A 20,629-nucleotide genomic window follows, 5' to 3' on the forward strand; every position below is an offset into this window, starting at 1 on the left:
AGCAAAAACTTTCGTTTGAATAATACACGGATGACCCGGATACTGCCAGCCTGGACGGGCATTGCCCGTAGACGACTTCGCAACATCGCACGCTTCCCGGAAGGACACCCCCATGGCTCAGGCCCACGTACTCGGATTGCCGCGCATCGGCGCACACCGTGAACTCAAATTCGCCGTCGAGGCGTTCTGGCGCGGCGAGATGAGCGCCTCGGCGTTGCAGGAGACCGGGCGGCAGATTCGCGCGGCCAATCGGCGCGCGCAGCGCGAGGCGGGGCTCGACTGGATCACCGTTGGCGACTTCCATTGGTACGACCACGTGCTCTCGACGCTGGCGCTCGTCGGCGGGCTGCCGGCGCGTTTTGGCCGGGCGCCCGCAGCGCTGAGCCTCGACGACTACTTCGTCGCTGCGCGGGGCGATGCTGGCCAAAGCGCGATGGAAATGACGAAGTGGTTCGATACGAATTACCACTATCTCGTGCCGGAATACTCGCCGCAGACCCGTTTCGGCGAGGGCACCGAGTGGCTGTTCGACGACGTGGCGGAAGCGCTGGCCGAGGGCGGAAGCGTCAAGCCGGTGTTGCTCGGCCCGCTTTCGCTGCTGTACCTGGGCAAAGAGAAGAACGGCCTGGCCGACCGTCTCTCGTTGCTGCCCGACCTGCTCACGCAATATGAGCGGGTACTGGCGCGCCTGAAGACGCAAGGCGTGACGTGGGTGCAGATCGACGAGCCGATTCTGGCGCTCGACCTGCCCGAGCCGTGGCGCGACGCCTTCACCTCTGTGTATCACCGTCTCGCGCCCATCGCCCCATCATTGCTGCTCGCCACGTACTTTGGCGATGTCAGCGAGCACGCGGCGCTGCTGGCGGCGTTGCCCGTGGCCGGGGTGCATCTCGACGGTGTGCGTGCACCAAAGCAACTCGACACATTCGCCGCGCAGTGGCCGCAACAGAAGGTGCTGTCTGTGGGAGTGGTCGATAGCCGAAACGTCTGGCGTTGCGATCTGACGAAGGCGAGGGCGCTGCTCGCGCCGTTGGCGGATGCGCTCGGGGACCGGCTGTGGGTGGCGTCGAGCGGCTCGCTGATGCACTGCCCGGTCGATCTGGCGAGCGAGGGCCGTCTGGACAAGGAAGTGCGCACTTGGCTCGCCTTCGCCGTGCAGAAGCTTGCTGAAGTGGCGCTGCTGCGCCGCTCGCTGGACGCTGCGGCGTTCGCGAGCGCCGACGTAAGCGCCGCCTTCGTCGCCGATGCCACCGCGCAGGCCGCGCGTCGGACGTCGCCGCGCATTCACAACAGCGTGGTGCAAAAGCGTCTCGCGGCGCTCACCGACGCGCACGCGCGCCGTGCGTCCGACTACCCAACGCGTGCCAGCGCTCAGCGCGCGTGGCTCAAGCTGCCCGTACTGCCGACGACGACCATCGGATCGTTCCCGCAAACGCCGGCGATTCGTCGGGCACGAGCCGACTTCAAGCGACGCGCCCTCTCGCATCTCGATTACCTGGAAACGATGCGTGCGCAGATTCGTCTGGCCGTCGAGAAGCAGGAAGCTTACGGCCTCGACGTGCTCGTGCACGGCGAGGCCGAACGCAACGACATGGTCGAGTACTTCGGCGATCTGCTGTGGGGCTTCGTGATCACCGAGCAAGGCTGGGTGCAGAGCTACGGCTCGCGCTGCGTGAAGCCGCCGGTGATCTATGGCGACGTGTACCTGCCCGAGCCGATGACCGTCACGTGGAGCGCTTACGCGCAGCAACTCACTGACAAACCGGTCAAGGGCATGCTGACCGGGCCGGTAACGATGCTGCAATGGTCGTTTGTGCGCGACGACCAACCGCGCGAAGTCACGGCGTTGCAAATCGCGCTGGCGCTTCGCGAGGAAGTGGCGGCGCTGGAAAAGGCCGGCGTGCGCGTGATTCAGATCGACGAACCTGCGCTACGCGAGGGGCTACCGCTGCGCGAGGGGGATTGGCCGTCGTATCTGGCGTGGGCGGTTCGCGCGTTTCGCGTGTGTTCATCGGGCGTGGCTGACGACACGCAGATCCATACGCATATGTGCTATTCGGAGTTCCACGACATTCTGCCGTCGATTGCCGCGCTCGACGCCGACGTGATCTCCATCGAGACCACGCGCTCCGACATGGAACTACTGGGCGCTTTCGAAGCCTTTGCGTATCCGAACGAGATCGGGCCGGGCGTGTATGACATTCACTCGCCGCGCGTGCCGTCGCAGGCGGAAATGGAGCGTCTGATCGAGGCTGCGCTCGCACGCATTCCTGCCGAGCGTCTGTGGATCAACCCCGATTGCGGTTTAAAGACCCGCGACTGGGCGCAGGTCGATAGCGCGCTGACGAATCTGGTCGCGGCCGCGAATGCCGTGCGTACGCGCCTGACTGTGGCGCAAGGACAAGGACAGGTGCTGGCTGCCTGACGCCGCGCCCCTCTCCCTCGCATGGCACCCACGACAAAACGCCGCCGATGCGGGAAGCATCGGCGGCGTTTCGGGCTTGCGGGTCAGTTCAGCACAGGGCGGCGCGGCTCAGGCGAGCGATTTCTCGACGATCTCGCGCACATCCTTCGACAGTGCCGCGTGCTGCGAGACTTGCTGCAACGCCTCACGCATGCGCTCGCGCAGGGCCGGCGTGTATTTGCGCCAGCGGTCGAGCACGCGAGCCAGCCGGGCGGCCACCTGCGGATTCAGTGCGTCGAGCGCGAGGACCTGCTCGACCCAGAATCGATAACCGGAACCGTCGGCCGCATGGAACTGCGCGGGATTGCCGCTGCAGAAGCTGAAAATCAGCGAACGCGCGCGGTTGGGGTTCTTCAGCGTAAAAGCCGGATGCCCCATGAGGGCGCGCACCCCGTCGATCACGCAATGGCCGCCGTCGCCGCGTTGCATGGCTTGCAGCGCGAACCACTTGTCGATGGCGAGCGGCTCGTGCTCGAAGCGCTGATAGAAGTCTGCCAGCACCTCGGCGGCATGGTGCGACCCATGTGCCGCGTCGCTTTCGCGCGCGGCGCCGCCGCGTTGCACGAGCGCGGTGAGCGCGGCGAAACGGTCGGTCATGTTGTCGGCCGAGTCGTATTGGGTACGCGCGGTCTGCGCGATACCCGCATCCGAGAGTTCCATCAGGTACGACAGCGCGAGGTTCTTCAGCGCGCGCTCGCCCGCCGAGGCGGCGTCCGGGCGGTAGGCGCCCGGCACGCGATGGTTGTGATACGCGGCGAGCCACTCGGTATGCAGCGATGCGGCCAGTCGCTGACGCAGATATTGACGCGCCGCGTGAATGGCCGCCGGGTCGATTTCCGTCATCTGCTCGCCGAGATACGATTCGGCCGGGAGCGTGAGTGCTTGTGCGCGGAAGGCGGGGTCGAGCGTCTCGTCGCGCAGCACCTGGCGGAAGGCTTCGAGCACATAGCTGTCCACGCTCGGCAATTGGCCCATCTGAATCGATTCGACGAGCGCCAGCAACTGACGCGTGGCCAGCCGCTGTCCCGCCTCCCAGCGGTTGAACGGATCGCTGTCGTGCGCCATGAGGAACGCGAGTTCGTCGATGGTGTACTCGTGCTCGACGATCACCGGCGCCGAGAAGCCGCGCAGCAGCGACGGCATCGGGTTGTGCGGCACGTCGACGAACGTGAAGCTCTGGCGCTCCTGCGTGAAGTCGAGCACCTGCGTGGTGGCGGCCGGCGCATCGCCGGGCTCACCGGCCAGACGCAGTGCCATGTCGCGACCGTCGCGATCGAGCAGGCCGACGGCGAACGGGATATGGAACGGCTGCTTGACGAGCTGGCTGTCCTGCAATTCCACGCCGACCTTCGGGCAGCGCTGAGTCAGAGTGAGGGTATAGGTGCGCGCGGCCTCGTCATAGGCGGCTTCGACGCTCACGCGCGGGGTGCCGGCCTGGCTGTACCAGCGGCCAAACTGCGTGAGATCGCGCTGATTGGCATCGGCCATCGCGGCGCGGAACTCGTCGCACGTGACCGCCTGCCCATCGTGACGCTCGAAGTACAGGTCCATGCCCCGGCGGAAGCCCTCGCGCCCGAGCAGCGTCTGATACATGCGCACGACCTCGGCGCCCTTTTCGTAGACGGTGACCGTGTAGAAGTTGTTGATTTCGACGTAGCTCTCGGGACGCACCGGGTGCGCCATCGGACCGGCGTCTTCCGGGAACTGGGCCTGGCGCAGCACGCGCACGTCGTCGATACGCTTGACGGCGCGGCCCGACTCGGAGCCCATCATGTCGGCCGAGAATTCCTGATCGCGGAACACGGTCAGGCCTTCCTTCAGGCTCAGCTGGAACCAGTCGCGGCAGGTCACGCGATTGCCGGTCCAGTTGTGGAAGTACTCGTGGCCCACCACGGCTTCGATGTTGCCGAAGTCGTCGTCGGTGGCGGTGGCGGCATCGGCCAGCACATACTTCGTATTGAAGATGTTCAGACCCTTGTTCTCCATCGCCCCCATGTTGAAGTCGCTCACGGCCACGATCATGAAGCGGTCGAGATCGAGCACGCGGCCGAAGCGCTGCTCGTCCCACCGGATCGAGTTGACCAGCGAATCCATCGCATGTTCGGTCTTTTCCAGGTCCTGCGGCTGTACCCAGACCTGGAGCAGCTTCTCGCGGCCGTCGCCGGCGACGAGGTGCTCCTCACGGCACACCAGTTGACCGGCGACCAGGGCGAACAGGTAGCTGGGCTTCTTGAACGGGTCGTCCCAGACGGCGAAATGACGGCCATCGGGCAGGTCGCCCTGATCGATGAGGTTGCCGTTGGCCAGCAGCACCGGATACGCTTCGCGATCGGCGCGCAGCGTCACGGTGTACGTTGCCATCACATCCGGGCGGTCGAGGAAGTACGTGATCTTGCGAAAGCCCTCGGCTTCGCATTGCGTGAAGAAGTTGCCGCCCGAGACATACAGCCCCATGAGCGACGTGTTCTCCTGGGGGCGACAGCGCGTGACGAGCATGAGGTCGAAGGCCTCGGGGGGCGCGTCGACCGTGAGCGTTTCCTCGCCGGTGCGGTAGCCGGGCCAGGGCTTGCCGTCGAGTTCGAGGCTCACCAGTTGCAGGCCTTGCCCCACCATTTCGAGCGCGCCGCCCGGACCCGCCGGGTTGCGGCGCACGCGCATGCGGCTGGTGACGGTGGTGACGTCGGGGGCGAGGTCGAAGTCGAGTTGGACGGTGTCGATCAGATACGCCGGGGGCGTATAGTCGGAGCGTTGGATGACACCTGCGAGGTCGGTTCTGAGCATGGACGGTGTTTTGCGGACGGCCAAGGATTTGCAAATTGTAACGGAGTGGCGGCGCCTTGGCGTTCAGGCGAGCGATTTGCTGAATTTTGTGTCGGCGCCGCCGTCAAAGGTTTCGGATGTGCGCGCTGCGCCGTCCTATGTTTAAATCGGCGCGACGGGGGCACGGCGGTGCGCCTGGCCGCTTACTGGAGCAGGCGATCATGGGGAAACGATGGGCCTTGGCGACGTTGGCCGTCGTCAGTGTTTTGCTGGCGGGGTGTGCCAGCACGGTCACGAGTCAGGTGACCGCGTTCGGCGATGCACCGGGCTTCGACGGCCCGCGAACTTACGCGCTCGTGCGCACGCCCGAACAGCAGAACAATCAGGAGCACGCGACTTACGAGCAGTGGCTGCGAACGCGTCTGGCCGGAGACGGCTTCAGCGAACGAAGCTCGTCGAGCGCGCACTATCTGGTCGGGATGAGCTACGGCATCACCCAACAGATGATGCGCGTGGCCGAGCCCGTCTACGATCCGATGTTTGGGCCCGGCCCGTGGGGCCCCTGGGGGCCTTGGGGACGTCCGTGGGGCGGTTACGGCTACCCGTTCGGCGCGCCGCCCGCGTACGTCCAGCGGGATTATTCGTATGGGCTGGCGGGTTTGCAGTTGCGCTTCACGGACCGTGCGAGCGGCAAGGAGGTCTACCGAGTGCAGGCCAATACCAGTGACGCAGGCACGTCGCTGGCCTCCGCCATGCCATACCTGATCGACGCCGCGCTCAAGCAGTTGCCGTTGCCAAGCGGGCGCACGATCAATGTCGAGCAGAAGGTCGGGCGTTAGGCGGGCGTCAGGCCGGCCGAGGGCGGTAAGGCGGTAGGTTAGACCCGGCGGACGTCGGGCGGTCATCCAGAGATCGCGCCGACGAACGGCATGCGACAGACTTACGCCAAGGCGAGGCGATGTGTCTTCGAAACGCGCGACTCGCCTTGGCGTTTGCTGTTTACTGCATCAACGTGATGATGCCGAGCACTGCGAAGATCACGGCGGCCACGGCGTGTACGGTCTTGGTCGGCAGACGACCGGCGAATTTGTGGCCCACGAGCACGGCCGGCACGTTGGCCAGCATCATGCCGAGCGTGGTGCCGGCCACGACGCCGAAGAAGTCCTGGTAGCGCGCGGCGAGCATCACCGTGGCGATCTGCGTCTTGTCGCCCATCTCGGCGATGAAGAACGTGAAGACGGTCGTCACGAACACGCCGAACTTGCGTCGCGTGGTGGTCTCTTCGTCATCGAGCTTGTCGGGGATGAGAATCCAGATCGCCATGCCGAGGAACGACGCGACGACGGCCCACTTCATGATGGCGGGACTGATGGCCGTGGACAGCCATTCGCCGACGGCACCGGCAAAGCCATGATTGACGAGGGTGGCGACGAGAATGCCAAGAATGATCGGCACGGGCTTCTTGAAGCGCGCGGCGAGCACGAGGGACAGCAGTTGGGTTTTATCGCCGATTTCAGCGAGCGCGACCACACCGGTCGAGACCAGGAAGGGGGACATCGTATTTTTTATCTCCGCCGGGCCGTGAATGCGCGAGCCAATGACCATGCGTCCCGGCCCGGTTGGCGGAAGCATCGTCATCGGTCTCGCCAGGCCCGAGGGCTGCGCACGCCATAGCCGGAATCGGCCAAGTCTGTTGACGTACGCCCCTGCCGAAGACCATCGTCTCTGACAGGGCGGCTACTCCCCAATGAATCGGAGCGGATTATAGCATTTGTCGCGTGACGGGGGCATGACGGGGGGACGTTGTCCGCTGGATGGGGGCTTGTCGGGCACTTGATGAGCGCACACCCGGCAAGGAAAAAAGGGCAGCCGATCGGCTGCCCAAGGAGATCCCCGGCCGCATGCCCCTTGCGCGCGACCGGTGACCGCGAGGGAATGCGCGTCGTGCCAAGGCGACGGCGCGCGTTCTCTCGCGTAAGTCGTGACGCTCCGTGATGTCTCACAGCGTCTTGCAACGTCTCGCAGCGTCCCAAACGTCCCAAACGTCCCAAACATCCCAAACATCCCAGACATCCCAGACATCCCAGACATCCCAGACGTCCCAGACGTCCCAAACGTCCCAAACGTCCCAAACGTCCCAAACGACCCGAACGACCCGAACGACCCGAACGACCCGAACGACCCGAACGCCCGTGCGGGCGCGCGGGGCATCAGTGCATCAGTGCGTCAGTGCGGCGATGCACCGGCTGGCCGGCGGCGTAGGTCGTGGCGATGGCACGATCGTCGCCAAGCATGGCGAATGCGAACAGCAGCTCTTCGAGCGATTCGGCCAGTGCCGTGCGACGGGCGAGCAGCGGGGTGGCCTTCGGGTCGAGCACCACGAAGTCGGCCTCGGCGCCCACGGCCAGCGTGCCGATGGTGCCGTGCAGATCCAGCGCGTGCGCGGCGCCTTCGGTGGCCAGATAGAACATGCGTTCGGCCGACAGGTGATAGCCCGACAACCGCGCCACCTTGTGGGCCTCGTTCATCGTCTGCAGCATCGAGAAGGTCGAGCCGCCGCCCACGTCGGTCGCGAGCGTCACTGGCATGCGGCTCGCTTCCGCCGCCGCGAAGTCGAAAAGACCACTGCCGAGGAACTGGTTCGACGTCGGGCAATGCGCGGCGACGGTGCCCGTCTCGAACATGCGGCGACGATCATGCTCGTCAAGCCAGATGCAATGGCCGTACACGGCGCGCTTGCGCAGCAGCTTGTAGTGGTCGTACACGTCGAGGTAGCTGCGATGCCCGGGAAACAGCGAGCGCACCCATTCGACCTCGTCGGTGTTTTCGGCCACGTGGCTCTGGATGAACACGTCCGGATACTGCGTGGCGAGTTCGCCGCAAACGCCCAATTGGGCTTCGGTCGATGTCGGCGCGAAGCGCGGCGTGAGCGCGTAGAGCTGGCGTCCCTGGTTGTGCCATCGTTGAATCAGCGCCTCGCTGTCGCGCGCGCCGCTCTCGGCTGTGTCGCGCAGGAATTCGGGGCAGTTGCGATCCATCATCACCTTGCCGGCGATCATGCGCAGATTGCGCGCGTCGCTGGCCTTGAAGAACGCATCGACCGAGCCGGGGTGCACCGTGCAGTACACGAGCGCGCTCGTGGTGCCGACACGCAGCAGTTCGTCCAGGAAGAACTGGGCGACGTCGGCCGCGTACGCCGGATTCTCGAAACGGCGCTCGGTCGGGAATGTGTACTTCTCGAGCCACGGCAGCAGTCCCGGCGCGGGCGACGCGATCATGTCCGTCTGCGGATAGTGGATGTGCGTGTCAATGAAGCCGGGCGTGACGACCTTGTCGCGCAAATCTTCGATCGGCGTGCCGTCGGGCAGCGTGGGGGCCACCTTCGCGTAGTCGCCCACAGCGGTGATGCGCCCATTCTCGAAGGCAACGAGGCCGTCGGTGTGGTGCACGGTGCCGGGCGAGCCGTCGAGGTAGGCGCGCGACGGATCGTGCGTGAAGTAGACCAGTTGCGCGCGCACAGCGCGCAGGGCTTGGTGTGTCGTGGACATGTACTGGGTCCTTGCGTCGTTACATTTGCGTGAGCAGCAGCACTGCCAGCGCGGCGACGATCCACATCGCCGGCTTGATCTCCTTCACGCGTCCCGTGAACAGCTTGAGTACGACGAACGCGAGAAAGCTATAGGCAATACCGTCGGTGATCGAGTACGAAATCGGAATCATCACGACTGCGATGAAGCTCGGAATCGCTTCGTCCATGCGGTGCCATTCGATGCGCGCCACGGACTCCATCATAAACACCCCGACCAGGATCAGCGCCGGGGCTGTCGCGATGGCGGGCACCAGCGAGAGCATCGGGGACACGAACAGGAACGGCAGAAACAGCAGGGCGCAGACGACGGCGGTCAGCCCGGTGCGTCCGCCTTGCGCAATGCCGGCGGCCGATTCGATATAGGCGTTGGCCGGGCTCGTGCCGAGCGGGCCGGAGATCAACACCGAGAACGAATCGACGATCATGGCTTGACGCATATTGCGCGGATTGCCGTCGCGATCCTTCATGTTGCCGGCCTCGGCAATGCTCATGAAGGTCGAGAGCGTATCAAAGAACGCGGTGAAGAGCATCACGAAGATGAACGGCAGGTACGCGACCTTGAGCGCACCCAGTAGATCGAGCTGGCCGATACCCGAGAAATCGGGCGCGGCGAAGAAACCGTGGAAGTTCACTAACGTAGCCGTGGCGATTTCCTTGGGGAAATACGCGCTGCCGTCACCCCACAGACGTCCGACCGGAATGGCCATGAGCGTGGTCGCGATGATGCCGATCATCAGCGCACCGTTCACGCGGCGCGCGACGAGCACGGTCGTGATGGCCAGCCCGATGAGGAACGTGACGGTCGGCGGCGACAAGTGGGCCAGCCGCACGACGGTGACCGGGTCGCCGACCACGAGCCGGGCATTGACGAGGCCGATCACGGTGATGAACAGGCCGATGCCGCACGAGATCGCATAGCGCAGGTTCGCCGGAATCGCCTCGACCACGAAGCGTCGCACATTGAGCGCGGCGAGCAGCGCGAAGAGGATGCCCGACCAGAACACGCAGCCGAGTGCGGTCTGCCATGGCATGCCCACGCCGTGCACCATCGTGAACGCGAACAGCGCGTTCAGCCCCATGCCCGGTGCGACCAGCACCGGATTGCGCGCGTAGAGCCCCATCGCGCAACTGCCGAAAAAGCTGATGAGCACCGTAGCGGTCAGGGCCGCCGGGAACGCCATGCCGGTCTTCGACAGAATGGCCGGGTTGACGACGATGATGTACATCGCGGCAAGAAACGTCGTGATACCCGCGATCACTTCCGTACGGAACGTCGATCCGAGTGCGGTGATGCCGAAATATCGGTCGAGGGTCGAGACAGGTTGCGCGCCCGCCACGCGCGCGCTGTCGTGGGCCGCTTCGGGCGCGGCACTGCCCGCAGGAGGGCTGAGCGATGAGTCCATGGGGTGTTGTCTCCGATGTTCTAAGGTGTCGTGCTCGCATGACGCCGCAGGTGTGGGGGCACCGCGTGACGCCTATCTGGGCACGCTCGAAAAATAGCATCGGGCCCCGGCGAAAATATTCCCCTTGCGGCATGTTCCACATCATCGCGAGATGATGTGGCGATGCATGGGGGCGCGGTGTGCGTTGCGCCGGAATAAAAAAACGCCCGAAAGGCCTTCGGGCGTTGTGGGGTTCGATGCGGTTCGGGGTGGCCGATCGACGAGGCTCGGCTAACGCTTACCCCGCCTGCGCGGCGCGAAAACGCGCTAATTCGTCCACCAGGCGTCGTTTTTCGCCGTCGTCGATGAACGAGGCTTCGAAACTATTCCTTGCCAACGTGTAAGCGTCGTCGAGCGTCATGTCCAGCGCGTCGAACGTGGCGAGGAAGTTCTCATTCAGGTAGCCGCCGAAGTAGGCCGGGTCATCCGAGTTGATCGTGACGGCCAGTCCGCGCTTGAGCAACGCGTGCAGCGTGTGCTGACCCATATGGTCGAACACCTTGAGGCGGATGTTCGACAGCGGGCACACTGTCAGCGCGATCTTTTCCCGGGCCAGACGCTCGAGCAGCGCCTCGTCTTCAATAGCGCGAACGCCGTGGTCCACACGCTCGACGTGCAGCACGTCCAGCGCCTCGTGAATGTACGCGGGCGGCCCTTCTTCCCCGGCATGCGCCACGAGGTGCAGCCCCAACTCGCGGCACCGCGCGAACACGCGCGCGAATTTGGCGGGTGGGTGGCCCTGCTCGGACGAATCGAGGCCTACGCCGACGAGCCGGTGCCCGTGGCTGTTGAAATACGGCAGCGCCGTTTCCAGCGTTTGCAGGGCATCCGCTTCGGGCAGATGACGCAGGAAGCAGAGGATCAGGCGGCTTGTGATGCCGTGCTGCGTCTCGGCTTCGGCCAGTGCGCGTTCGATGCCGTGGATCACCGTCGCCATCGACACGCCGCGCGCGGTGTGCGTCTGCGGATCGAAAAAGATTTCCGTATGGCGGATGTTGTCGGCGGCCGCGCGCGCAAGGTAGGCGCGCGTCATGTCGTAGAAATCGTCTTCGGTGAGCAAGACGCTCGCGCCCGCGTAGTAGATGTCCAGGAACGACTGCAGATCGGTGAAGGCGTAGGCGTCGCGCAGGGCCTCTACACTCGGGTAGGGCAGCGTGACGTGGTTGCGCGCGGCGAGCCGGAAGATCAGTTCGGGCTCCAGAGTGCCCTCGATATGCACGTGCAGCTCCGCCTTGGGCATGGCGCAAAGGGTCTTGGCGAGTTCGGGCGTGAGTGGCATGACTAGGTGTTGATGAGGGGGATGGGCGGGATTTTACCGTCGCCCGCGAAAGTCGGTCACCCGCTGTCCCGGGCGCCAGGGGGCCTTCAAACTTGGACGCCGGTGTCCTGCGACGCCGCCGGTCCGCTGTGTTGCATCTGTTGCTCGCGCACGCGCAGCAGTTGCGCGGCGACCGCGATTGCGATCGTCGCTGGCGCCTTGCCCGTGATGCCCGCCACGCCGATCGGGCAGATCATCTGCGCGAAACGCTCCGGCGGCACCCCGCGATCGCGCAGGCGATGCTCGAACTGACGACGTTTGGTCATCGAGCCGATCAAACCGAAGTAGGCGAAGTCGTCGCGCTTGAAAACGGCCTCGCACAGGCGCTGATCCAGCGCATGGTTGTGCGTCATGACAAGGAAATACGCGCCCGGCGGCGCCTCGGCGACGAGGGCCTCGGGAGTGTCGGTCGACTCGACGACGGTGTTCGGCGGCACCTTCTCCGGGAACGTCTCGGTCCGCTCGTCGGCCCAGGTGACCCGGCACGGCAGCGTGGCCAGCACCTGCACGATGGCCTGTCCGACGTGACCGGCACCGAACAGGACGATGTGAAAATCGCTGGGCGCCAGCCGCTCGCTCAGCCAGAGCCAGCCGTCGCTGGCTTGCCAGAACGAGCAGGCGGCGTCGTCGGCGTCGCGCGTCAGCGTGTGCGGATGCGCGAGCGGTTCGTTCGGGTCGAGTGCCGTCAGCAAGACGGCGCCGCCTTGTTGCTGGCTGGCCGCCGCATCGGCCCCGGGTGCGCCGAACGCGACGCTGCGCAAGCTGGCCTCGCCGGCTGCGAGCCGCTTGTGCAAGGCGCTCACCCAGGCCAGGTCGGTCAGCGTAAGCACCTCGAAGGCGAGGGTGACCGCACCGCCGCAACACTGCCCGAGGCTTGGGCCGAGCGCGAAACGCTCGACGTGCCGCGCGCCTTGCTGTCCGTATTGGCGCAGCAACTGGCGCGCGACGTCCATCGCCCGCCATTCGAGATGGCCGCCGCCGATGGTCTCCCACACGTGCTCGCGGGTCACAAGCAGGTGCGTGCCCGCTTCGCGCGGCGCGGAGCCTTCCACGCGCGCGATCGTGACCAGCACCGCGGCCTCGCCGCGGACCAGCAGCTTGTGAGCGGCGTCGACCCAGCGATGCATCAGGCGGTGCTCCGCGTGCGCAGCTCGGTAATCGCCGTGAGCAGCGCCTCGGACGTTGCCGGCGCATTGAGCACCGGCTCGTCCCGATAGTCGTTCACGCTCGCCACGGCGTCGCGCAACGCGTTGAATACCGAGAACGGCAGCAGCAGCGGCGGCTCGCCCACGGCCTTGGAGCGATGGATGGAGTCCGACACGTTCGTGTTCTCGAACAGCGCCACGCGGAAATCCGTTGGGCAATCGCTGATGCCGGGGATCTTGTACGTGGACGGGGCATGCGTCATGAGCTTGCCCTCCTGATTCCACCACAGTTCTTCGGTCGTCAGCCAGCCCATGCCTTGAATGAACGCCCCTTCCACCTGCCCGATGTCGAGCGCGGGGTTGATCGATTTTCCCGCGTCGTGAAGCACGTCGGCGCGCAGCAGCCGCCATTCGCCGGTGAGCGTGTCGAGCACCACTTCGGAGACGGCCGCGCCGTAGGCGAAGTAGAAGAATGGGTTGCCGTTCATGGTCGCGGCGTCCCACGACAGGCCCGGCGTGGCATAGAAGCCGTCGGACCACAATTGCACGCGGGCCCAGTAAGCCGCTTCCACCAGATCGGGGAAGGGGATGTCGTGGCCGTTTGCACTCACCACATCGTTGGCGAACTGCACGTCGTCGGGCGCACCGCCGTAGGTCTGCGCGGCAAACGCGGCCAGACGTTGGCGGATCTGCCATGCGGCGTTCTGCGCGGCCTTGCCGTTCAGGTCGGCGCCCGTCGAAGCTGCGGTGGCCGACGTGTTCGCCACCTTGCTGGTGTCGGTCGCCGTCACGCGCACATGCGAGAGATCGACGCCCAGTTCGTGCGCCACGACCTGCGCAACCTTCGTGTTCAGGCCCTGGCCCATCTCGGTGCCGCCGTGATTGACCAGCATCGAACCGTCACGATAGATGTGCACCAGCGCGCCCGCCTGATTGAAGGCCTGCACGTTGAACGAAATGCCGAACTTGAGCGGGGTGAGCGCGAGGCCCTTGCGCAGCACGGGACTCGTGCGGTTGAACGCGCGCACGGCGTCGCGCCGCGCGCGGTACTCGCTCGTCTGCTCCAGTTGCGCGACGAGTTCGTGAATGACGTTGTCCTTGACGACCTGCCCGTACGGCGTGACATTGCGCTCGGTCTTGCCATAGAAGTTCACGCGACGCACGTCGAGTGCGTCTTTGCCCAGGCGTCGTGCGATGGCGTCCTGCACGACTTCCATGATGAGCGCGCCCTGCGGGCCGCCAAAACCGCGAAACGCCGTGTTCGATTGCGTGTTCGTCTTGCCGCACAGCGCGCGCAGGTCGGCGTCCGGCACGAAGTAGGCATTGTCGAAGTGGCAGATGGCGCGCGTGGCGACCGGTCCAGACAGGTCGGCCGAGAAACCGGCGCGCAGCGTCATGTCGACCTTCGCGCCCGTGATACGGCCGTCGTCGTCGAAGCCGACGTCGTATTCGAAGTAAAAGCCGTGACGCTTGCCGGTCATCATGAAATCGTCGTCACGATCCAGGCGCAGCTTCACGGGGCGTTTCAGACGCGTGGCGCACAACGCGGCGACACAGGCAAACAGCCCCGATTGCGATTCCTTGCCGCCGAAGCCGCCGCCCATGCGACGGCATTCGACCTGCACCTGATGGCTGTGCCAGCCCAGCGCGTGCGAGACGAGTGCTTGCATCTCGGTTGGGTGCTGCGTCGAGCAGTAGACGTGAATGCCGTCGTTTTCCTTCGGAATCGCGTACGAAATCTGTCCTTCGAGATAGAACTGCTCCTGCCCATTGCACTCGAACGTGCCGCTCACACGGTGCGGCGCGGCTTGCAGCGCGGCGTCGGCGTCGCCACGGCGCAGTTGATAGGGCGGCAGCACGCTGGCCCCCGCTGCCTTGGCGGCCTGTGGCGTGAGAATGGCGGGCAGGTCTTCGTATTCGCCCTTGGCCAGACGCGCCGCGCGGCGGGCCGCGTCATGCGATTCGGCCACCACGGCGAACATCGGCTGACCGATGTACTGGACGAGGCCGTCCGCGAGAATCGGGTCGTCGTGAATGACCGGACCGCAATCGTTCACGCCGGGGATGTCGGCGGCGGTGAGCACCGCAACCACGCCCGGCGCCCGACGCACGGCGTCGAGATCGAGCGAGAGCACGCGTGCGTGCGCCTTGGGCGACGCTCCGAGCGCGCAGTGCAGCGTGCCTTGCAGTTCGGGGATGTCGTCGGTGTAGGTGGCTTCGCCGGCCACGTGGAGTTCGGCTGACTCGTGGGGCCGCGAGCGGCCCACCTGTGCGCTGGCGCCTGCCGCGGCACCGGTCTGCGTCATGAAGCCTTCGACTTGCGTGTTCATGGGCAACTCCGGTTAGACGTTGGCGAACGCGTTGACTTCGTGTGCCGCAAGCGGCGCATCGAGGCGCGTCTCCAGGAAAAAACGATACAGCAGATTCTGCGCGCCGGCGAGCCGGTAGGCGCTGGTCGCGCGCATGTCCGAGAGCGGCTGGTAGTCAGCGGGCAAGGCCGCCATCGCAGTGCGTACGGTGGCGTCGGTCCAGGGCTGGTGGATCAGGGCCGCTTCGATGGCGCTGCCGCGCTTGGGCGTGGCCGCCATGCCGCCGAAGGCCACGCGAGCCGAGCGCACGATCTCGCCGTCGAGGTCGACCGCGAAGGCCGCGCACACCGCCGAGATGTCCTGATCGAAACGTTTGGCCAGCTTGTAGGTGCGAAAGCGCTGGGCCGCCCCCGGCAGCGGTACGCGGATGCCCTGCACGAATTCGCCCGCTTCGAGCGCGTTCTTCTGGTACGCGAGGTAGAAGTCTTCGAGCGGCATCTCGCGCACGACGCCGTCGCGATGCAGCACGATGTGCGTGCCGAGCACGATCAACGCGGGCATCGAGTCGCCGATGGGCGAGCCGTTTGCGACGTTGCCGCCCAGCGTTCCGGCGTTGCGGATCGGGAACGAGGCGAAGCGCTGGCGCATCTCGGCCAGCTCGGGATAGTGTTTGACCAAGGCATCGAACGCATCGTTGAGCAGGGCGCCCGCCCCGATGTAGAGGCCGTTCGGACCCTCCGAAATCTCGCGCAGTTCCGCCACCTGTCCGATATAGATCAGGTGCTTCAACTCGCGGAATTGCTTGGTGACCCACAGACCGACGTCGGTGCTGCCGGCCAGAAGGCGCGCGTCCGGGTACGCGGCGCGCAGGCGGCCCAGCTCGGCCAGCGTGCGCGGGGCGTGGAAGACCTGGCCGTCGTGCGAATACGACAGTGTGTCGTCGCGCTGCAATGCCTGGAGCTGCTTGGCCAGCGCCGCGCGGTCGAATTCCTGGCGCGGCAGGTCGAACATCTGCTGGGCGGCGTCGACGATCGGACGATAGCCGGTGCAGCGGCACAGATTGCCGGAGAGCACGTCGTCGATCTCGCGGCGGGTCGGGCATCCGGCCTGCTCGGGGCGGTTCACGTACATGGCCCACAGCGACATCACGAAGCCCGGCGTGCAGAAGCCGCATTGCGAGGCGTGGCAGTCCACCAGCGCCTGCTGCACCGGATGCAGCGCGCCGTTGGGCGCGCGCAGATCCTCGACCGTGAAGAGCGCGCGGCCGTCGAGTGTGGGCAGGAACTGGATGCAGGCGTTGACCGCGCGCAGCGCCACGTTGCCGTCGTCGGCCAGTTCGCCGATCACGACGGTGCAGGCGCCGCAATCACCCTCGGCGCACCCTTCCTTGGTGCCGGTGCAGTGCAGGTCTTCGCGCGTGTACTGAAGCACGGTACGGGTCGTGGCTTCGCCAGTGACCTCGTGCACCTTGCCGCGGTAATAGAAGCGGATGGCTTGTGTCTCCATGGTTCTCAGTGTAGTGCAGTGGGATTGCGGGCGCGCCGGGACATGGCCGGCGTGGGAATGAGCCGAAGATAGCACCGGCGGCGGGGGTAAATATTTCGCGGCCATGATGATGGCTATTCGGTCGCCCCGATGACGTGGCATTGTCATAAACTATGGCTCGACCCCAAGCCTCGCAGAGCGCGCCCGCCCCATGCAAAGACCCCGCGAACAGATCGACGCGTACCTGCTGCGGGTACTGCACACACTGCTCACCGAGCAGAGTGTCTCACGCGCTGCGCTCAAGCTCGGCCAGTCGCAGCCGGCCATCAGCAACTCGCTGCGCCGCCTGCGCGAGATCACGGGCGACGCCATCCTGGTGCGCGGCAAGAGCGGCATGGTGGCGACCGAGCGTGGCCGGGAGTTGCTGGGCTACGCCACCGACGCGCTCGCCGCCATCGAGCGCATTACCCATCCCGCTACGGAATTCGCGCCTCAGACCACCACGCGGGCGTTTCGCCTCGGTGCCCCCGATTACCTGGACGCCGTCTTCCTGCCCAACATCGCCGAAGTGCTGCGCCGTGACGCCCCCTCGGCGCGGCTGCACGTGCAGCCGATCAACACTGCCTTCGACTACGCGGGCGCGTTGGAGAACGGTTCGCTCGACGTGGTGATCGGCAATTGGCTGGAGCCGCCGCCGCAACTGCACATGTCCCGGCTGTTCGACGACGAAGTGGTTTGCATGTTGGGCGCGCAGCATCCGCTCGCGAACAAGGGCATTTCGCTTAAGCATTATCTGGAATTGCCGCATCTGGCACCGACGCCTTACGTGGCTGAGCGCCAGAGTTTTATCGACGGATGTCTGGCCGAGCAGGGCCTGCGCCGCAATATCCAGATGACGATGCCGTACTTCGGACTCGTGCCGTACGTGCTGATGCGCACCGATCTGGTGTTCACAACCGGGCGGCAGTTTGCGCAGCACTATGCCCGCTATCTGCCGATTCGCGTGTTGCCGTCGCCCTTTGCCTTTCCGCCGATGCGCTTCTATCAGCTATGGCACGAGCGCACGCATGCCGCACCGGAGGTGACGTGGCTGCGCCGGCGCGTGGCGGAGGTGGCAACGGAGCTCGATGCCGCGAACGGCAGCGGGACGCCGGCGCCCGTGCTGGCGCGACCTTGATGGCGGGGGACGGACGTTCGAACGGCCGGACGTCTAACGGGGCGGCGAGACGAGGCCGCCGCCCGGAGGCAGGCGGCCCGAGAGACGCGTAACGCTCAGCGCAGCGAAATTGCGCGACGCGGACGATGCAACACCAGCGAGAGGAAGATCACGACAAACGCGGCGAGCGACCACATCGGCAGGGTGAGACCGAGAATGGGCGGGTACATCGTCTGACACATCCCCTGAACCTGGAAGACTTGCGGCAGCAGGCGCGACGTCGGCAACGCATCGACGAATGCCTCGACCACGTCGTACCCGCAGCTCACCAGCGGATTGGCCTGCACGTAGATCAGATACCCCGACGCCGCCATGCCGCCGATCGCCGACAAGGCGGCGAGCACACGTGCGAACTGAATACCCGCCCAGCCACGCGAGACCGCGCCGGCCAGCCCGAAGATCGCGATCAGCACAAGCGCGTAACGCGCCAGAATGCACAGCGGACACGGATCCTCGTGACGCACGTACTGGAAGTACAGCGCGCCGCCCAGCAGGGCGAGACAGACGACGGTGAGCAGGAGGTACCGCAGGCGTTCGCGGCGCAGGGCCGGGTCGATTTGAGCGTTCATTTCACTTCGGGCGGTGGGCCATCACGAATCCCGCTCAACCCCGCATGACGCCGGGCAGCAGGCACTTGGGCTGGCATTGTAACCCCAGCCCGAGGCGTGCGTGAGTCGAAAAATTACGGAACTTTCTGTCAGAAAATCAGACGTTTGCGCGCGCTGCACCAGCGTTCATGGCCCCGTGTTGCGACGCAGCGCGAGCGATGCCGCCGCCCGCGCGGTCGACATCATCCGCCTAAGCCCGCCGAGCGCAGGGCATGCTCAATGGCGCGCCCGACCGGGAACAGGCGGGCGTCGTCGCCCCCCGCGGCGCTGACCATCAGGCCGATGGGCGCTTCGCCTTCGGCCTGGCACGGCAGCGAGAACGCGCAGCCGTCGATCATGTTGATGGCCGTCGGGTTGCGCAGCACCAGCGCGTTGGTGGCCGTAAATGTGTCGTCGTTCGCCTCGAGCGGCGCGATGGCTGGTGGCGTGAGCGGCACGGTCGGGCACAGCACCGCGTCGAAGCCCTGCCAGACAGGGGTCGCCGCCGCGATGAGCGCGGCGCGCGCGTTCAGCAGGTCGATATAGTCGGCGGCGCCGGCCGGTTCTCCCTTTCGGATGCGCACCAGCACACGCGGATCGTAGTCCTGCGCACGCTCGGCCAGCAGCCTGCGATGCCACGCATAGGCCTCGATGGGCGAAAAGCCGAAGCGGTTGATGGTGGGCAACTGTTCGAACGGCGTGAATTGGAATTCCACCAGCGTCGCCCCCGCCTTGGCGAGTGTGGCGAGGGCGCGCTCGTAGATCGCGATGGCGGCGGGTTCCGCGCCGTCCAGCACGAAGTTCGTCAAGACGCCCAAGCGCATGCCGCGAACGCTGCGTGGTGCCGGCAGCGTGTCGACGACCGCATGGCCTGAGAGGATCGCATCGACCCAGGCGCAGCAATCGACCGAGCGGCCGATGGGACCGACGGAGTCCAGAGACGTCGACAGCGGTAGGGCACCTTCGCGCGGCGTGCGCGTGGCGGTCGGCTTGAAGCCGGTCAAGCCGCAGAAGGCCGCGGGAATGCGGATCGATCCGCCCGTATCGGTGCCGAGTCCGACCGCCGCCATGCCATCGGCCACCGATGCGGCCGCGCCCGACGACGATCCCCCGGCGATGTGCCCGGCCTGACGCTGCCACGGCGAGCGCGGTGTGCCGTAATGCGGGTTCAGGCCGAGGCCGGAAAAAGCGAATTCGGTCATGTTGGTGCGGCCGATGATGACGGCGCCGGCCTGACGCAGACGCGCCACGGCGAGGGCGTCGTGCTTGGCCGGGGCGGCGTCCGACAGAACCTTGGAGCCTGCGCGCGTGACTTGTCCCGCCACGTCGAACAAATCCTTCACGGACACAGGAACCCCCATCAGCGGCGACAGACGTGCACCGGCCCGGCGCAGGGCGTCAAGGCCGTCGGCGGCGCTGCGCGCGGCGTGTGCATCGACTTGCGTGAAGACGACGTTGCCCTGACCCGCCGGATCGGCGATGCGCGCGAGCGCCTGCTCGGTCAGTGCGCGGCTGCTGGTGCGCCCGGCGTCGAGCGCGGCGGCGAGATCGGACAGGGGGCGTTGAAGATCGATGGCGTCGGTGCTCATGGTCAGATCGCTTTCAGGATATGGGTGCGGAATTCTTCGATATGCCGGGCGATGGCCCGGCGGGCGCGTTCGGCATCGTGCGCGGCAAGCGCTTCAAATAGTTCGAGGTGCTCCTCGTAGACGTCTTCCAGATGGCTGGGCGTCGACAGGGCGAGAAACCAGAAACGCAGCGAGCGCTCGTGCAGGCCGCGCAGAAGCTCGGCGAGCGTCTGGTTGCGCGAGGCACGCGAGATGGCCAGATGGAAGTCGCGGTCGATGCGCATCATCGCCGCTACGTCGCGTGCTGCGATGGCCGCCTGAGACCGTGCCAGCACGGCTTCGATGACGGCGAGGTCGTCCGGCGTGGCGGCGCGCGCGGCCAGCGCCGCGCAATACGTCTCGTTGATCATGCGCACGTCGATGATCTCGAGCGCATCGTTGAGCGAGACCGGCGCGACCATCGCCCCCTTGCGCGGCAGGATCACCACCCACCCTTCGAGGGCAAGGCGGTGCATCGCCTGATGCACCGGGGTGCGTCCGAGTCCCGTCGACTGCATCAACTGCGCTTCGTTGAGCGTCTCGCCCGGGCGTAGACGCAGCGTGATGATGTCGTGCTTGATCGCGTCGTACGCGCGCTCGGTAAGGCTGCGGCCATCGGCGGCGGCCTGCGGTGCGGCGGTAGCGGCCACATCCGAGGTAGCGGAGGCATCGGGGGCATCGGAGGCAGTCATGCGGGGCGCGAGCAG

The 20,629-nt window shown here is 66.0% G+C and carries 14 protein-coding genes and 1 riboswitch; of the genes, 3 read left to right on the forward strand and 11 right to left on the reverse strand.

The window, feature by feature from the left end; genetic code table 11:
* Positions 1-112: 112 nt before the first annotated feature.
* Positions 113-2,425 (forward strand): 5-methyltetrahydropteroyltriglutamate--homocysteine S-methyltransferase, encoded by a 2,313-nt coding sequence (gene metE, locus PCE31107_RS16870; protein WP_150609949.1) that lies wholly within the window; start codon positions 113-115, stop codon positions 2,423-2,425.
* 108 nt (positions 2,426-2,533) lie between these two features.
* Here metE and pepN read toward each other — a convergent pair whose 3' ends face one another.
* Positions 2,534-5,245, reverse strand: coding sequence for an aminopeptidase N (gene pepN / locus PCE31107_RS16875; RefSeq protein WP_150609951.1), 2,712 nt, complete (start codon positions 5,243-5,245; stop codon positions 2,534-2,536).
* 200 nt (positions 5,246-5,445) lie between these two features.
* On the opposite strand from pepN, the gene PCE31107_RS16880 reads away from it, so the two are divergent.
* Complete coding sequence (locus tag PCE31107_RS16880; RefSeq protein ID WP_174966700.1) at positions 5,446-6,063, forward strand: DUF4136 domain-containing protein; 618 nt, start codon at positions 5,446-5,448, stop codon at positions 6,061-6,063.
* A gap of 160 nt (positions 6,064-6,223) precedes the next feature.
* Here PCE31107_RS16880 and PCE31107_RS16885 read toward each other — a convergent pair whose 3' ends face one another.
* The 7 genes from PCE31107_RS16885 to xdhA form a co-directional block, all read right to left on the reverse strand.
* Positions 6,224-6,781, reverse strand: coding sequence for a TMEM165/GDT1 family protein (locus PCE31107_RS16885; protein WP_130027900.1), 558 nt, complete (start codon positions 6,779-6,781; stop codon positions 6,224-6,226).
* A 16-nt stretch (positions 6,782-6,797) separates the two neighbouring features.
* Positions 6,798-6,982: riboswitch (yybP-ykoY riboswitch) on the reverse strand.
* Positions 6,983-7,434: 452 nt separating this feature from the next.
* Positions 7,435-8,772: a guanine deaminase gene (gene guaD, locus PCE31107_RS16890; RefSeq protein WP_130026544.1), complete on the reverse strand. Its 1,338-nt coding sequence runs from the start codon at positions 8,770-8,772 to the stop codon at positions 7,435-7,437.
* Positions 8,773-8,791: 19 nt separating this feature from the next.
* The gene (locus tag PCE31107_RS16895; protein ID WP_240756015.1) at positions 8,792-10,216 is read right to left on the reverse strand and encodes an NCS2 family permease; all 1,425 of its coding nucleotides are present in this window, start codon (positions 10,214-10,216) and stop codon (positions 8,792-8,794) included.
* Between the two features lie 277 nt (positions 10,217-10,493).
* Entirely contained in the window at positions 10,494-11,534 is a 1,041-nt protein-coding gene (locus PCE31107_RS16900) for an adenosine deaminase (RefSeq protein WP_150609954.1), read from the reverse strand.
* Between the two features lie 86 nt (positions 11,535-11,620).
* Complete coding sequence (xdhC, locus tag PCE31107_RS16905) at positions 11,621-12,700, reverse strand: xanthine dehydrogenase accessory protein XdhC (RefSeq protein ID WP_150609956.1); 1,080 nt, start codon at positions 12,698-12,700, stop codon at positions 11,621-11,623.
* The gene (xdhB, locus tag PCE31107_RS16910) at positions 12,700-15,048 is read right to left on the reverse strand and encodes a xanthine dehydrogenase molybdopterin binding subunit (RefSeq protein ID WP_150609957.1); all 2,349 of its coding nucleotides are present in this window, start codon (positions 15,046-15,048) and stop codon (positions 12,700-12,702) included. Before xdhB ends, xdhC begins: the two co-directional genes overlap by 1 nt.
* 12 nt (positions 15,049-15,060) lie before the next feature.
* Entirely contained in the window at positions 15,061-16,533 is a 1,473-nt protein-coding gene (gene xdhA, locus PCE31107_RS16915; RefSeq protein WP_150609959.1) for a xanthine dehydrogenase small subunit, read from the reverse strand.
* Positions 16,534-16,723: 190 nt separating this feature from the next.
* Between xdhA and PCE31107_RS16920 the strand changes: the two genes are divergently transcribed.
* Positions 16,724-17,689: a LysR substrate-binding domain-containing protein gene (locus tag PCE31107_RS16920; protein WP_150609960.1), complete on the forward strand. Its 966-nt coding sequence runs from the start codon at positions 16,724-16,726 to the stop codon at positions 17,687-17,689.
* Between the two features lie 95 nt (positions 17,690-17,784).
* Here PCE31107_RS16920 and PCE31107_RS16925 read toward each other — a convergent pair whose 3' ends face one another.
* From PCE31107_RS16925 to PCE31107_RS16935, 3 genes are all read right to left on the reverse strand, one after another.
* Positions 17,785-18,297: a disulfide bond formation protein B gene (locus PCE31107_RS16925; protein WP_130026540.1), complete on the reverse strand. Its 513-nt coding sequence runs from the start codon at positions 18,295-18,297 to the stop codon at positions 17,785-17,787.
* Between the two features lie 221 nt (positions 18,298-18,518).
* Positions 18,519-19,904, reverse strand: a complete 1,386-nt coding sequence (locus tag PCE31107_RS16930) for an amidase (RefSeq protein ID WP_150609962.1) — start codon at positions 19,902-19,904, stop codon at positions 18,519-18,521.
* A gap of 2 nt (positions 19,905-19,906) precedes the next feature.
* Complete coding sequence (locus tag PCE31107_RS16935; protein ID WP_246181864.1) at positions 19,907-20,614, reverse strand: GntR family transcriptional regulator; 708 nt, start codon at positions 20,612-20,614, stop codon at positions 19,907-19,909.
* Positions 20,615-20,629: the final 15 nt, after the last annotated feature.

It is taken from the genome of Pandoraea cepalis (assembly GCF_902459625.1).
GTDB lineage: Bacteria > Pseudomonadota > Gammaproteobacteria > Burkholderiales > Burkholderiaceae > Pandoraea > Pandoraea cepalis.